Below are 13904 nucleotides of genomic sequence, written 5' to 3' on the forward strand. Positions count from 1 at the left end.
AGTTGCTGGATGCCGAATTGGGCGAAGCGCGCGAGCATTACCATCGCCTGATCGAGCGACCCGCTGACCTGGAAGACATCCTGCAAGCGGGCGCCGAGAAGGCCCGTCGTGTGGCCACGCCGTTTCTCGGCGAGCTGCGCGAAGCGGTCGGCCTGCGTTCATTCCGCACCGCCGCGCAAACCGTCACGACGGCCAAGAAGAAAGCCGGCAAAGGCCCACGCTTCGTTAGCTTCCGTGAAGACGGCGGCAGTTTCCGCTTCCGGCTGCTGGCGGCCGATGGCGAGCAACTGCTGCTGTCGCGCAATTTCGCAGACGGCAAAGCCGCCGGTGCGGTGACCAAAGCGTTGCAGCAGGGCGGTGAGCTGGACATCCGGCCCGAAGGCGATGCCTTCACCCTGTGGCTGAATGATGCGTGTGTCGCCGACAGCCCGACGTTCGCCGATGCCGCCGCCCGTGACGCCGCGATCGAGAGCCTGAAACTGGCGCTCGCGCCACAACAGGATTAATTGCCATTCCAATGGGCCATCGCTACAGTGACGGCCCGTTTTTGCTCCCTTGCAAGCGACTATGACCCCTCTAGAACGATACCAAGCTGACCTCAAGCGTCCGGACTTTTTCCACGACGCCGCGCAAGAGAATGCGGTGCGCCATCTGCAGCGTCTGTACGACGATCTGGTCGCCGCCCATGACCGCAAGCCGGGATTGCTGGGCAAGCTGTTCGGCAAGAAAGAAGTCCCGATTGTGAAGGGGCTGTATTTCTGGGGCGGTGTCGGCCGGGGCAAGACCTACCTGGTCGACACCTTCTTCGAAGCGCTGCCGTTTGAAGACAAGACGCGCACGCATTTCCACCGCTTCATGAAGCGTGTGCATGAGGAGATGAAAAACCTCAAGGGCGAAAAGAACCCGCTGACCCTGATCGCCAAGCAGTTTTCCGAAGAAGCGCGGGTGATCTGTTTCGACGAATTTTTCGTGTCGGACATCACCGATGCGATGATCCTCGGGACGCTTATGGAAGAGTTGTTCAAGAATGGCGTGACCCTGGTCGCGACCTCGAACATCGTTCCCGACGGTCTCTACAAGGACGGTTTGCAGCGTGCGCGTTTCCTGCCGGCGATCGCGCTGATCAAGCAGAACACCGAGATCGTCAACGTCGACAGCGGTGTCGATTATCGCCTGCGCCATCTGGAGCAAGCCGAGCTGTTCCACTTCCCGCTGAACGAGGCGGCGGAGGAGAGTCTGCGCAAGAGCTTCCGTGCGCTGACCCCTGAATGCACCAAGGCCATCGAGAACGATGTGCTGATCATCGAGAATCGGCAGATCAAGGCGATCCGTACCTGCGACGACGTGGCGTGGTTCGACTTCCGCGAGCTGTGCGACGGGCCGCGTAGCCAGAACGACTACATCGAACTGGGCAAGATCTTCCATGCGGTGCTGCTCAGCGGCGTCGAGCAGATGAGCGTGACCACCGACGACATCGCGCGTCGATTCATCAACATGGTCGACGAGTTTTATGATCGCAACGTCAAGTTGATCATCTCGGCGGAAGTCGAATTGAAAGACCTGTACACCGGCGGCCGCCTGAACTTCGAATTCCAGCGCACGCTCAGCCGATTGCTGGAAATGCAGTCCCACGAATTCCTGTCGCGGGCGCATAAGCCCTAGGGAGCAGCGGCAAGCTTCAAGCGGCAAGCTGCAAGAGGCCAGCTCGCCACTTGCAGCTTGAAACTTGCCGCTTGAAGCTGCCTTCAGGCCGCCTGCTGGAACTGCTGCCGATACTGGTTCGGAGACAGGTCGGTGTGTTGACGGAACAGCCGCGCGAAGAAGCTGGCATCGTCGTAGCCGACTTCATAGCTGATGGTCTTGATGCTCTTGCGAGAGCCCGACAGCAAGCCCTTCGCGGTTTCGATGCGCAGGCGTTGCAGGTAATGCAGCGGCTTGTCGCCCGTTGCGGTCTGGAAGCGGCGCATGAAGTTGCGGATGCTCATGCCATGCTCGCGAGCCACATCCTCGAAACGGAATTTGTCGGCGAAGTGTTCTTCGAGCCAGTGCTGAATCTGCAGGATGATCACGTCCTGGTGCAGCTTCTGCCCGCCGAAACCAATCCGTCCCGGGGCGTAGCTGCGTTGCACTTCGTAGAGAATGTCGCGGGCGACGGTCTGCGCGACATGGGCGCCGCAGAAGCGCTCGATCAGGTAGATATAAAGATCACACGCTGAAATCGTGCCGCCTGCGCAATACAGGTTATCGGCGTCGGTCAGGTGCTTTTCCTGATTGAGCAGCACGTTCGGAAAACGCTCAGCAAACTCGTTGAAAAACCGCCAGTAGGTCGTCGCTTCCTTGCCGTCGAGCAGCCCCGCATCCCCAAGCCAGAACACGCCGCTGGCCTCGCCGCAGAGCACGGCGCCGCGCGCATGTTGCTCACGCAGCCACGGCAGGATTTGCGGATAGCGCTCACGCAGGGTGTCGAAATCTTCGACGAAAGCGGGAAGGATGATGATGTCGCTGTGTTCAAGCACGCCATCTACAGGGATGACGACGTCGCTGAAGCTGCGCACTTCCTTGCCGTCCGGGCTGACCAGTCGGGTTTCGAAGGCCGGCTTGAAGCCCTGTCCCAACTGCTTGCCATAGCGCAGGCTGGCGAGGTGAAAGAAGTCTTTGGCTTGCATGAGCGTGGAGGCAAAAATTCCATCGATCGCAAGAATGCTGACACGCCGCAACGGCGTGATGGGTTGGATAGACATAGTCTTTTGTTCTTATATGGGAAAGTGGTCAAGCAACGGCGTGATCGTCTTATTTTTTGTCGGATGTGTCCAGTGTCGCCGTCATCCGGCTGCGCCTACGCTCTGTTGACATTTTGTCCGACAATCCTTCTCGTCAGGTGCAGCCATGCTTCCCAGAACACTCTTCAGCTCAGAGCACGAGCTTTTCCGAAACAGCGTGCGCAAGTTCTTCGAACAGCACGCGGCGCCGTTTCATGCCCAGTGGGAGAAGCAGGGCCACATCGACCGCACGCTGTGGAATCGGGCGGGGGAGCAGGGCATGTTGTGTTCGCACTTGCCGGAAGAGTACGGCGGCATGGGCGCGGATTTTCTCTACACCACCGTGGTGATCGAAGAAATCTCTCGGCTCGGCCTGACCGGTATCGGTTTTTCCCTTCATTCGGACATCGTTGCGCCCTACATCCTGCACTATGGCAGCGAGGCGCTGAAGCTCAAATATCTGCCCAAACTGGTCTCCGGGGAGCTGGTCACCGCCATTGCGATGACCGAGCCAGGCGCAGGCTCTGACCTGCAAGGGGTCAAGACCACTGCGGTGCTGGACGGGGACGAGTACGTCATTAATGGCTCGAAGACTTTCATCACCAACGGATTTCTTGCTGATCTGGTGATTGTCGTCGCCAAGACCGATCCCAAGGCGGGCGCGAAGGGCACCAGTCTGTTTGTCGTGGAAGCGGGCACGCCGGGCTTCGCGAAAGGCAAGCGACTGGAGAAGGTCGGCATGAAGGCGCAGGACACGTCGGAATTGTTCTTCCAGGACGTCAGAGTGCCCAGGGAAAACCTGCTTGGTCAGGCCGGGATGGGTTTTGCGTATTTGATGCAGGAGCTCCCGCAGGAGCGTCTGACGGTGGCCATCGGCGCCATAGCTTCTGCCGAAGCCGCCTTGCAATGGACACTCGAGTACACGCGGGAACGGAAGGCGTTTGGCAAGGCGATCATCGACTTCCAGAACACCCGTTTCAAACTGGCTGAAATCGCTACCGAAGTTCAGATTGGTCGTACGTTCATTGATCGATGCCTGGAGTTGCATCTGGAAGGAAAGCTGGATGTGCCGACGGCGGCCATGGCGAAATACTGGTCGACCGACCTCCAATGCAAGGTGCTGGACGAATGCGTCCAGTTGCATGGCGGCTACGGCTTCATGTGGGAATACCCGATCGCCCGGGCGTGGGCCGATGCGCGGGTGCAGCGGATCTATGCCGGGACCAACGAAATCATGAAAGAGATCATTGCCCGGTCTCTGTAATCCTGTGCTGAACCCCAGAGGGGCCTTGTAAAGACCCTCTGCGGTTCCACAGTCAATCAGCGATCACGCGATCACCGATCAAGGCGCAGGATTCGGTTGATCCTTGTGAATCGCTTCAATACCCGCCAGCACTTCATCCGACAGCACCAGTTCCGCGCTCGCCAGGTTGCTTTCCAGCTGCTCCAGCGTGGTCGCACCGATGATGTTGCTGGTAACGAAGCTGCGGCTGGTGACGAACGCCAACGCCATTTGCGCCGGATCAAGACCGTGCTCGCGGGCCAGCGCAACGTAGCGCGCACAGGCTGCTTCAGATTGCGGATTGAAATAGCGCGTGAAGCGGCTGTACAGGCTCAAACGGCCCTTGGCAGGGCGAGCGCCGTCTGCGTATTTGCCGGACAGCATGCCGAACGCCATGGGCGAATAGGCCAGCAGGCCGCATTGTTCGCGAATCGCCACTTCCGCCAGACCCACTTCGAAGCTGCGGTTGAGCAGGTTGTAGGGGTTCTGAATGGACACGGGGCGCGTCAGGCCATGGGCGTCCGCTTCGGCGAGAAACTTCATGGTGCCCCACGGCGTTTCGTTCGACAGACCCACGTGGCGGATCTTGCCGGCCTTGACCTGCTCGTCCAGCGCTTCGAGCACTTCCAGCAGCGGGGTGAACTGCTCCTCACTGTGGTTGTAACCCAGCTTGCCGAAGAAGTTGGTGCTGCGCTCAGGCCAGTGCAGTTGATACAGATCGAGGTAATCGGTCTGCAGGCGTTTGAGGCTGGCATCCAGCGCCGCGACGATGTGATCGCGGTTGAATTTCAGCTGACCGTCACGGATGTAGTCGATGCCGTTGCCGGGACCGGCGATTTTGCTGGCGAGAATCCAGTCAGCGCGGTCGCCGCTCTGTTTGAACCAGTTGCCGATGATGGTTTCGGTGCTGGCGTAGGTTTCTTTCTTCGGCGGCACCGGATACATCTCGGCGGTGTCGATGAAATTGATGCCGGCAGCCTTGGCCCGTTCGATCTGCGCGAAGGCCTCGGACTGGCTGTTCTGCTCGCCCCAAGTCATGGTGCCGAGGCAGATTGCGCTGACATTGAGGTCGGTTCTGCCCAGTTGGCGGTAGTCCATTTGGCTCTCCTGTTTAAAAGAGCCATAAAAGCAGGTTGAAATTTTTTCGCAATCTGCATAATTCCGCTCCTCTTTGTCGCTGGAGTGATGCCCCGCGACAAAAGAAACCGCTGCGATCGAACGCGCTGACCCGAGCCCCCTATAGCGTTCGTGCCCGGCGGCCTTTGACTTGTCAAAGACCGTACTAATGAGTATGCTCCGCCGTCTATTTTTCAGGGCGGCCTTTGAGGCTATAAAGAATGAAAACTTTTACCGCTAAACCGGAAACAGTAAAGCGCGACTGGTTCGTCGTCGACGCTGCTGGTCAGACCCTGGGTCGTCTGGCCACTGAAATCGCGAGCCGTCTGCGTGGCAAGCACAAGCCGGAATACACTCCGCACGTTGACACTGGCGACTACATCGTCGTGATCAATGCCGAGCAGATCCGTGTGACCGGTGCCAAGACCACCGACAAGATCTACTACTCTCACTCCGGTTTCCCGGGCGGGATCAAGTCGATCAACTTTGAAAAGCTGATCGCCAAAGCTCCTGAGCGCGTGATCGAGACCGCGGTCAAAGGCATGCTGCCTAAGAACCCGCTGGGTCGCGACATGTATCGTAAGCTGAAAGTCTATGCGGGCGCTGCACACCCTCATACTGCTCAGCAGCCCCAAGAACTGAAGTTTTAACGGAATAGTTCATTATGTCGGCGACTCAAAATTACGGCACTGGCCGTCGCAAGACCGCAACCGCTCGCGTTTTCCTGCGTCCGGGTACCGGTAACATCTCCATCAACAACCGTTCCCTGGACTCGTTCTTCGGTCGCGAAACTGCCCGCATGGTAGTTCGTCAGCCGCTGGAACTGACTCAGACTGTCGAGAAATTCGACATCTATGTCACTGTCATCGGCGGTGGTGTGAGTGGTCAAGCTGGCGCAATCCGCCACGGTATCACCCGCGCTCTGATGCAATACGACGAAACCCTGCGCGGCGCTCTGCGCAAAGCAGGCTTCGTAACTCGCGATGCTCGCGAAGTTGAACGTAAGAAAGTCGGTCTGCGTAAAGCGCGTAAGCGTCCGCAGTACTCGAAGCGCTAATTCGCTTCCGTTCAAAAAGAACGCTCAGTTTCTATACGAAGCTGGGCGTTTTTTTATGGCTGTCTTTTATTGATTCCGCAGGCGTTGGCCAAGGAGATCTCGGATGCTGACGGGAGAGGGCGCCATGGGCAATGGCGGCGTAAACACGGGTCGGCGTCGCTTCCTTGTGGCTGCCACGTCTGTGGTAGGCGCAGCAGGAGCGGTCGGCGCCGCCGTGCCGTTCGTAGGCTCATGGTTCCCGAGCGCCAAAGCCAGGGCGGCGGGAGCACCGGTCAAAGTCAACATCAGCAAGATCGAGCCCGGCCAGCAGATGATCGCCGAGTGGCGCGGTCAGCCGGTGTTGATTGTCCGTCGTACGCCCGAGATCCTTTCCGGTCTGGGCCAGCTCACGAGCCGTCTCTCCGATCCCGAATCAAAGGATTCTACCCAGCCTGGCTATGTCGATCCGGTGGTCCGTTCCATCCGGCCCGAAATCCTGCTGTTGGTCGGCATCTGTACCCATCTCGGCTGCTCGCCCACGTTTCGCCCCGAAGTCGCCCCCGCCGACTTGGGCAAAGACTGGGTCGGTGGATATTTCTGTCCCTGTCACGGCTCCAGGTATGACCTCGCCGGGCGCGTGTACAAAGCGCAGCCTGCACCGCTGAATCTGCCGGTGCCGCCGCATTCCTACGAGTCGGACTCAATCATCGTCATCGGTGTGGATCAGGAGCAAGCGTGATGAGCAAGCTCATGGACTGGATCAATGCGCGCTTTCCTGCGACCTCAATGTGGGAAAACCACCTGAGCAAGTACTACGTGCCCAGGAACCTCAATTTCTTTTACATTTTCGGTGTTCTGGCGCTGCTGGTGCTGGTCAACCAGATCCTCACGGGGATCTGGTTGACCATGAGTTACACGCCCACGGCCGAGGGGGCGTTTGCCTCGGTCGAGTCCATCATGCGTGACGTTGAATACGGCTCGATCCTGCGGCTGTTGCATTCGACCGGCGCGTCGGCGTTCTTCATCGTCATCTACCTGCACATGTTCCGCGGGCTGCTGTACGGCTCGTACCAGAAGCCGCGGGAGCTGGTCTGGGTTTTCGGCATGCTGATTTATCTGGCGCTGATGGCCGAGGCGTTCACGGGCTACCTGCTGCCGTGGGGGCAAATGTCGTACTGGGGCGCCCAGGTGATCATTTCCCTGTTCGGCGCCATCCCCTTTATCGGCAACGACCTTGCGCAGTGGATTCGCGGCGATTACCTGGTCTCCGGGATCACCCTCAATCGCTTCTTCGCGCTGCATGTGGTGGCGCTGCCAATCGTGGTGCTCGGGCTCGTGGTGCTGCATATCCTGGCGCTGCATGAAGTGGGCTCCAACAACCCTGATGGCGTCGACATCAAGCAGTACAAGGATGAGAACGGCAATCCTCTGGATGGCATTCCCTTTCACCCGTACTACACGGTCAAGGATTTACTTGGCGTCGTAGTGTTTCTGTTTATCTTCTGCTCAGTGGTTTTTTCTTTCCGGAGATGGGTGGTTACTTCCTCGAGAAGTCCAACTTCGAGCAGGCCAACGCCTTGAAGACCCCGGAGCACATCGCGCCGGTCTGGTACTTCACGCCGTTCTACGCGATCTTGCGCGCCATCCCGGACAAGCTCCTCGGCGTCATGGCCATGGGTGCAGCCATCGCCGTGCTGTTCGTCCTGCCGTGGCTTGACCGCAGTCCGGTCAAATCGATGCGCTACAAGGGCTGGCTGAGCCGGGTATGGCTGCTGTTGTTTTGCGGGTCCTTCGTGACCCTCGGGGTGCTGGGCGTATTGCCGCCGAGCCCCGGGCGCGCATTGCTGTCACAGATCTGCACTGTCCTGTATTTCGCCTACTTCATCCTGATGCCGTTCTACACGCGCATGGAGCGGACGAAGCCGGTGCCGGACAGGGTGACGAGCTGATGAAACGGTTGCTCGCTGTCTTGCTCATTGCCCTGTTGCCGGCGTTGTCATTCGCCACTGAGCACGCTGCGGACCTGGAGAGCGTCGACATCGACGTGTCTGACAAGGCCGCTCTGCAGGATGGTGCGCGCACGTTTGTCAATTACTGCATGGGTTGCCACAGCGCCAAGTTCCAACGGTACGAGCGCGTTGCGGACGATCTCGGTATCTCCCACGCGCTGATGCTGGAAAGGCTGGCGCCTGCCGGGGCGAAAATCGGCGATCACATGATCATCGGTATGCAGCCGGCGGACGCGAAAACATGGTTCGGCGCAGCACCGCCCGATCTGACCCTCGTCGCGCGGGTACGCGGGACGGACTGGCTCTATGGCTACCTGCGTTCGTTCTACGAGGACCCGACGCGGCCCTGGGGCGTGAACAACATCGTCTTTCCCAGCGTGGCCATGCCCAACGTGCTGGAGGGGCTTCAGGGGCGTCAGAGGCTCCGCTGCAGGGAGGTTCAGCGGCGCGGGGTGGAAGAAGAACACGCAGACACGCCCCTTCCCCACGAAACCTGCGATCAACTGGTCGCCGTTCCCAACACCGGCACGCTGACCGAAGCGCAGTTCAACGAGCAGATAAAGAACCTCGTTACCTTCCTCGCTTACTCGGCCAACCCGGACAAGCTGCAGCACCAGCGCATCGGCACCTACGTGCTGCTTTACCTCGCCGTGCTGCTCATCCTTGCCTACCTGCTCAAGCGCGAATTCTGGAAAGACATCCATTGAGCAGCCGTCTGATTCGCGGGTCTGCGCCGCTTGCAGCTGCACTGTTTCAGGTAATGAGGGGAGAGCAGGTATAGTGGCGGGCTGAAGATTGCAGAATCTACCTTGAGTAAATGAGCTATCTTGTCGCCCGCGTTGAACACCCGATCATCGTGGACGTCGCCGAAAGCGCCCTCGCGGCGCATCCGTATTTCTGCTTTTTGAATATCTACAAGCGAGGAGGACCGCCATGGGCGTGACCAATCGGTTGGCCTGTTACTCCGACCCCGCCGACCACTATTCCCATCGCGTGCGCATTGTGCTCGCCGAGAAAGGTGTCAGCGCCGAGATCATTGAAGTTGTCGAGGGCCGTCATCCGCCCAAATTGATCGAGGTGAATCCGTACGGCAGCGTGCCGACCCTGGTTGATCGTGACCTGGCGTTGTACGAGTCGACGGTGGTAATGGAATACCTGGACGAGCGTTATCCCCATCCGCCGCTGCTCCCGGTCTATCCGGTGGCGCGTGCCAACAGCCGCTTGCTGATCCACAGGATTCAGCGCGACTGGTGCGGTCTGGTGGATCTGATTCTGGACCCGCGCAGCAAAGAAGCCGCACGTGTTCAGGCGCGCAAGGAGCTGCGCGAAAGTCTGACCGGCGTATCGCCGTTGTTCGCGGATAAGCCTTTTTCCTGAGCGACGAGCAAAGTCTGGTCGACTGCTGTCTATTGCCCATACTCTGGCGCCTGCCGATTCTGGGTATCGAATTGCCGCGGCCCGCCAAGCCGCTGCTTGACTACATGGAGCGCCAATTTGCGCGTGAGGCATTTCAGGCAAGTCTGTCTGGTGTCGAACGCGACATGCGCTAAGGCCTTAGGAGCCGTTTGATGAACTCCAGTCGCCCTTATCTGATCCGCGCGCTGTATGAGTGGATCGTCGATAACGATTGCACACCGCACGTACTCGTCAATGCCGAGTATCCAGCGGTGCAAGTCCCGCAAGGCTTCGCCAATGACGGGCAGATCGTTCTGAACATCTCGCCGAGCGCCGTGCGCCATTTGCACATGGACAACGACGCGGTGAGTTTCGAAGGCCGCTTCGGTGGCGTTCCCCACAGCCTGTACGTGCCGATTGCCGCGATCATGGGCATTTATGCCCGCGAGAACGGGCAGGGCATGGTCTTCGACCTGGAGCCTGCTGTGGATGAAGACGAAGATCTGGACGTCGAAGACGACATGCCGCCACCGAACGACGAGCCACCACGCCCTACGGGCCGGCCGAGTCTGAAAGTGGTCAAGTAAGTCGCTTCTGCAATAACGAAAAAGGCGATCCCGAGGGATCGCCTTTTTTGTGCCTGTTGAGTGGCTATGTAGGAGCGCGTCAGTCGATGTACTCAAACAGCTTCACGATCTTCTGCACGCCGCCGACGCCTTGCACCAGGTTGGTGGCGCGGGTGGCTTCGGCCTGGGTCAGCAGGCCCAGCAGGTAGACGATGCCGTTTTCAGTCACGACCTTGATGCGAGAGCCCGGGATGGCGCTGTCGGTGAGCATCTCGGTTTTGATCTTGCTCGTCAGCCAGGCGTCATTGCTGCGCGCCAGCATCGAGGACGGGCCGGTGACCTGTAGCTCGTTGTTGACCTTCTTGACCTTCTGTACCTGGCTGGCGGTTTGCTCGGCCAGTTGCTTGAGGTCGGCGCGCGGTGTCTGGCCTGCCAACAGCACGATGCCGTTGAAGCTCGTTACGACGATGTGCGAGGCGTTGTCCAGATCAGGGTTGGCCTTGGCGATGTTGACCGAAACCTTGGTCTCGATCAGCGAGTCGTCGATCTTGCTGCCGAAGGTGCGTGTGCCGCGGTCGTCATCGATTGGCGCTTCGCGGCTGGCGTTGATCACCGAGCTGCATCCGCTGATGCCCAGGCAGAGCGTCAGGGCCAGCAGGCTAAGACGTTTGGATATCATTCTTCACTCCCGAACAGTTGGCTGTCGATCAAGTCGCAAAGGCAGTGGATCGCCAGCAGGTGGACTTCCTGGATACGTGCGGTGACTTTTGCCGGGACGCGGATTTCGACGTCCTCCGGCAACAGCAGCGACGCAACGTCGCCGCCGTCGCGACCGGTCAAGGCTACGACAATCATTTCACGATCATGTGCGGCCTGGATGGCCTGAATAATGTTGGCCGAATTGCCGCTGGTGGAAATCGCCAGCAGCACATCGCCCGGCTGACCCAGCGCACGAATCTGTTTGGAGAAAATTTCGTTGTAGCTGTAGTCGTTGGCGATGGAGGTGATGGTGGACGTGTCGGTCGTCAACGCGATGGCCGGCAGGCTCGGTCGCTCGCGTTCGAAGCGGTTGAGCAGCTCCGAGGAAAAGTGCTGGGCATCGCCAGCCGAACCGCCGTTACCGCAGGCGAGCATCTTGCCCTCATTGAGCAGGGCGTTGACCATCACTTGGCTGGCTTGCTCGATGTGGGGTGCAACAACATCCATCGCCTGTTGCTTGGTGTCGATGCTGGCCTGGAAAAGCTGGCGAATTCGGGATTGCATGTCCATCTATGAAAACCTTAATAGGGGCGGCTGGTCGGGGCGGCGTCCGATTAGTCATCGGCGTCCCGGCACAAAACTGTGCAGCCCGCAAAGCAAAGAGCAAAAGAGCCGGTGTGGTTCGTTGGGTGGTAAGGGATAAAGCGCAATACCAGAAGCTTCCCGGCTAAAGCCGGTCCTACAAAGCTAAAGCCGGTCCCACAAAAGGGAAGGCGGCCGATCTTACGCTGCAATCCGACGGAATCATCGCGTTTTCAGCAATCGAAAGCGTTGGTCAGCCAATTAAGCGCGGGTGATGTGCCGGGGTCGCCATTGATCGCGACGACGTCGAAGCGACACGGTGAATCGGCCCAGCGCACCTCGCTTTGCAGAAAGGATTGAGCCGCCAGTGTGAGCTTTTCCCGCTTGCGAAAATCGACGCTTTCCAGCGCGCCACCCCAACCGGCATGGCGACGATACCGAACTTCGACGAATACTACTGTATCGCCGTCGAGCATGACCAGATCAAGCTCGCCGCGTTTGCATGACCAGTTGCGGGTAATCAGCTGCAACCCATGCTGTTGCAGGTGACGCAGGGCGTAGGCTTCGGCCTCGCGCCCTGCCGTTTGACGGGTGGTGCCTGAGGTCAAGGCGCGGTGTCCGGCAGGCGCTGGACCTTGCCATCTACGAACTCTGCCCACGGCAGTTGACGCTCGATGCGCTGGCCCTGACCGATCGCCAGGCTGCCGGACAGGCCATCGATGCGGCTGTCAGGCAGGGTTTTCAGTTGCGTCAGTCGTGGCGCCAGACGGTACGCGTCGATGCCCATGGCGTAGAGACGGCCAAGGCTGCCGGCGGCTTGCGGCCATTGAGCGGTCACTTGCTGGCGCAGCGGGTCGTTTGCGTTCAACAGCCAAGGGGTTTCGCAGAAGCGCACGCCGTTCAGGTCGTTGTACATCGCCGGGTCGCCGCTGTTGGTGAACAGGTGCGAAGTGGCGTAAACCGGAACATCGCCAGCGTACTGGAAGACCATGGTCGGCTTGATCTGCTGCGCCTGTTGAGGCGTTGCAGCCAGGAACATGAAGTCCACGTCCTGGCGACGGGAAGGCTGAGCGGCCATTTGCGTGCCGGTGGCGCTTTGCACGCGCTGGGCGCGGCCTTCGCTGTTGCGCAGCTGGAACAGATCGGCAACTTGCTGAGCCAACGCGACTGGCTGATCGATGCGTTCAGCACCCAACAACGTACCGCCTTTGGCCTGCCAGCTCTGACGGAAGGCCTCCAGCACGCGATCACCCCATTCGCCCTTCGGCACCATGGCAACGGCACTGCGCTTGCCATCGGCCCAGGCGCGACGCGCCACTTCACGGGCTTCGTCTTCCGCTGCCAGACCGAACTGGAACAGCTCGGCAGGGCCTTGAGTGACTGAATCGCTGTAATTCAGCGCCAGCGTAGTAATCGGCAACTGCGGACGGGCGCTCAACTGTTTAACCAGTGGTTTCTCAAGCGGACCGACCACCAGCTGCACGCCGGCCGCCTTGGCTTGCGCATAGAAGGCGTCCATCGACGTCACGCGGGAGCTGTCGAACACTTCGATCGCCGGTGGCTTCTCGCCGGCCTGCTGAGCTTGATAGTTAGCGGCCATGAAGCCGTCACGCAGAGCGCGCGATACCGCGGCGAGAGGACCGTCTTGCGGCAACAGCAACGCGATTTTGGTCAGCGGCTGGCTCTTCAGGTCACGCAATTGCGCGAGGGCCGTCGGCAACTGACGTGCCGCCGGGTGCTGCGGGTTCTGCGCCTTCCAGTTGTCGATGGCAGCCTGTTGCTGTTCTAGCGTGCCGGCGCCCTTGACCGCGCGGGCCAGGCTCAGCCAGCCGCCCATGTCATCGTTGGCCGAGCTTTGCAGCTGCTCGGGTGGCAACGCGGCAACCAGGGTCCAGATGGCGTCGTTGTTGGCGTTCAGGGCATCGCCTTGCAGCAGCGGGCCCATGAACACGCGCTCACTTGCAGCGGCGAGGGTCTGGCCGTCTGCTTCAAAAGCACGGGCGCGCACAGTGTGAGCACGGGTTTGCAGATCAACCGGCATTTCGCCCAGATGCTGCATGCTCGGGTGGTTGAGAGCGGTCAGCGCGGCTTTCGGCTGGCTACGCCCCAGTGCCAGTTCGGCAGACAAGGTGTTGGCGTAGATTTGTTTGTCGGTCTTGAGCTGGTCCATTTGCACCTGCTCAAGGATGCTCGCGGCGCGGCTCGGGTTGTTCTGGCGGGCTGCCAGATCGGCCGCCGTCAGTTTCAACAGTGCGGCCTGATCAGGCGACTTGGCCGCTGCGGCCTGTTCGAGCAATTGTTCGATGCTGGCATCGGGGGAGCGAGGCAGTTCGCCAAGGCTGGAGGAGGGCGAACCGGCACAGGCAGCCAGGAGGGCGGCAAGGCAGAGGGCAGAGAACAGCCGCAGGCAAGCGATCATGTGTATGTTCCTGATACTCGAGCAAATTAGCGTGGAAGTGT

14 protein-coding genes and 2 pseudogenes are annotated in these 13904 nt (G+C 59.8%); 10 read left to right on the forward strand and 6 right to left on the reverse strand.

All coding sequences use genetic code 11. The annotated features are described in order from the left end of the window. The first annotated feature begins 17 nt into the window (after positions 1 to 17). Both JN403_RS25415 and zapE read left to right on the forward strand, forming a co-directional pair. The gene (locus JN403_RS25415) at positions 18 to 506 is read left to right on the forward strand and encodes a hypothetical protein (RefSeq protein ID WP_240356872.1); all 489 of its coding nucleotides are present in this window, start codon (positions 18 to 20) and stop codon (positions 504 to 506) included. Positions 507 to 567: 61 nt separating this feature from the next. Then, entirely contained in the window at positions 568 to 1662 is a 1095-nt protein-coding gene (gene zapE / locus JN403_RS09465; protein WP_122535921.1) for a cell division protein ZapE, read from the forward strand. 83 nt (positions 1663 to 1745) lie between these two features. On the opposite strand, the gene JN403_RS09470 is transcribed toward zapE, so the two are convergent. Beyond that, complete coding sequence (locus tag JN403_RS09470; protein ID WP_172612965.1) at positions 1746 to 2666, reverse strand: GlxA family transcriptional regulator; 921 nt, start codon at positions 2664 to 2666, stop codon at positions 1746 to 1748. 220 nt (positions 2667 to 2886) lie between these two features. On the opposite strand from JN403_RS09470, the gene JN403_RS09475 reads away from it, so the two are divergent. Continuing rightward, positions 2887 to 4023 carry an acyl-CoA dehydrogenase family protein gene (locus JN403_RS09475; protein WP_122622490.1) on the forward strand — a complete coding sequence of 379 codons (1137 nt, stop codon included), beginning with the start codon at positions 2887 to 2889 and terminating at the stop codon, positions 4021 to 4023. A gap of 78 nt (positions 4024 to 4101) precedes the next feature. Here JN403_RS09475 and JN403_RS09480 read toward each other — a convergent pair whose 3' ends face one another. After that, complete coding sequence (locus JN403_RS09480; RefSeq protein ID WP_122536136.1) at positions 4102 to 5139, reverse strand: NADP(H)-dependent aldo-keto reductase; 1038 nt, start codon at positions 5137 to 5139, stop codon at positions 4102 to 4104. Between the two features lie 239 nt (positions 5140 to 5378). Between JN403_RS09480 and rplM the strand changes: the two genes are divergently transcribed. The 7 genes and pseudogenes from rplM to JN403_RS09515 all read left to right on the forward strand — a co-directional run bounded on the left by rplM (position 5379) and on the right by JN403_RS09515 (position 10184). Continuing rightward, positions 5379 to 5807: a 50S ribosomal protein L13 gene (gene rplM / locus JN403_RS09485; RefSeq protein ID WP_019693576.1), complete on the forward strand. Its 429-nt coding sequence runs from the start codon at positions 5379 to 5381 to the stop codon at positions 5805 to 5807. A gap of 14 nt (positions 5808 to 5821) precedes the next feature. Beyond that, a complete protein-coding gene (rpsI, locus tag JN403_RS09490; protein ID WP_065992123.1) occupies positions 5822 to 6214 on the forward strand; it encodes a 30S ribosomal protein S9 in 393 nt (130 codons plus the stop codon). Between the two features lie 124 nt (positions 6215 to 6338). Continuing rightward, on the forward strand, positions 6339 to 6932 hold the full coding sequence (petA, locus tag JN403_RS09495; protein WP_122622619.1) for a ubiquinol-cytochrome c reductase iron-sulfur subunit: 594 nt from the start codon (positions 6339 to 6341) through the stop codon (positions 6930 to 6932). Further along, positions 6932 to 8142, forward strand: a pseudogene (locus JN403_RS09500) (cytochrome bc complex cytochrome b subunit). The gene petA and the pseudogene JN403_RS09500 overlap by 1 nt, the downstream one beginning before the upstream one ends. Continuing rightward, a complete protein-coding gene (locus JN403_RS09505; protein WP_205486813.1) occupies positions 8142 to 8909 on the forward strand; it encodes a cytochrome c1 in 768 nt (255 codons plus the stop codon). The pseudogene JN403_RS09500 and the gene JN403_RS09505 overlap by 1 nt, the downstream one beginning before the upstream one ends. A 226-nt stretch (positions 8910 to 9135) precedes the next feature. Further along, a pseudogene (locus tag JN403_RS09510) lies at positions 9136 to 9752 on the forward strand (glutathione S-transferase N-terminal domain-containing protein). A gap of 18 nt (positions 9753 to 9770) precedes the next feature. Further along, positions 9771 to 10184, forward strand: a complete 414-nt coding sequence (locus tag JN403_RS09515) for a ClpXP protease specificity-enhancing factor (protein WP_065992131.1) — start codon at positions 9771 to 9773, stop codon at positions 10182 to 10184. A 79-nt stretch (positions 10185 to 10263) separates the two neighbouring features. On the opposite strand, the gene JN403_RS09520 is transcribed toward JN403_RS09515, so the two are convergent. The 4 genes from JN403_RS09520 to JN403_RS09535 all read right to left on the reverse strand — a co-directional run bounded on the left by JN403_RS09520 (position 10264) and on the right by JN403_RS09535 (position 13863). Then, positions 10264 to 10842: a BON domain-containing protein gene (locus tag JN403_RS09520; protein ID WP_065992133.1), complete on the reverse strand. Its 579-nt coding sequence runs from the start codon at positions 10840 to 10842 to the stop codon at positions 10264 to 10266. Beyond that, positions 10839 to 11432 (reverse strand): phosphoheptose isomerase, encoded by a 594-nt coding sequence (locus tag JN403_RS09525; protein WP_065992135.1) that lies wholly within the window; start codon positions 11430 to 11432, stop codon positions 10839 to 10841. The genes JN403_RS09520 and JN403_RS09525 overlap by 4 nt, the downstream gene beginning before the upstream one ends. A gap of 245 nt (positions 11433 to 11677) precedes the next feature. Beyond that, a complete protein-coding gene (locus tag JN403_RS09530) occupies positions 11678 to 12052 on the reverse strand; it encodes a YraN family protein (protein ID WP_205486814.1) in 375 nt (124 codons plus the stop codon). Beyond that, positions 12049 to 13863 carry a penicillin-binding protein activator gene (locus JN403_RS09535; RefSeq protein WP_205486815.1) on the reverse strand — a complete coding sequence of 605 codons (1815 nt, stop codon included), beginning with the start codon at positions 13861 to 13863 and terminating at the stop codon, positions 12049 to 12051. The genes JN403_RS09530 and JN403_RS09535 overlap by 4 nt, the downstream gene beginning before the upstream one ends. Between the last annotated feature and the right edge of the window lie 41 nt (positions 13864 to 13904).

The organism is Pseudomonas sp. 15A4, assembly GCF_016925575.1.
In the GTDB taxonomy this organism is placed as follows: Bacteria; Pseudomonadota; Gammaproteobacteria; order Pseudomonadales; family Pseudomonadaceae; genus Aquipseudomonas.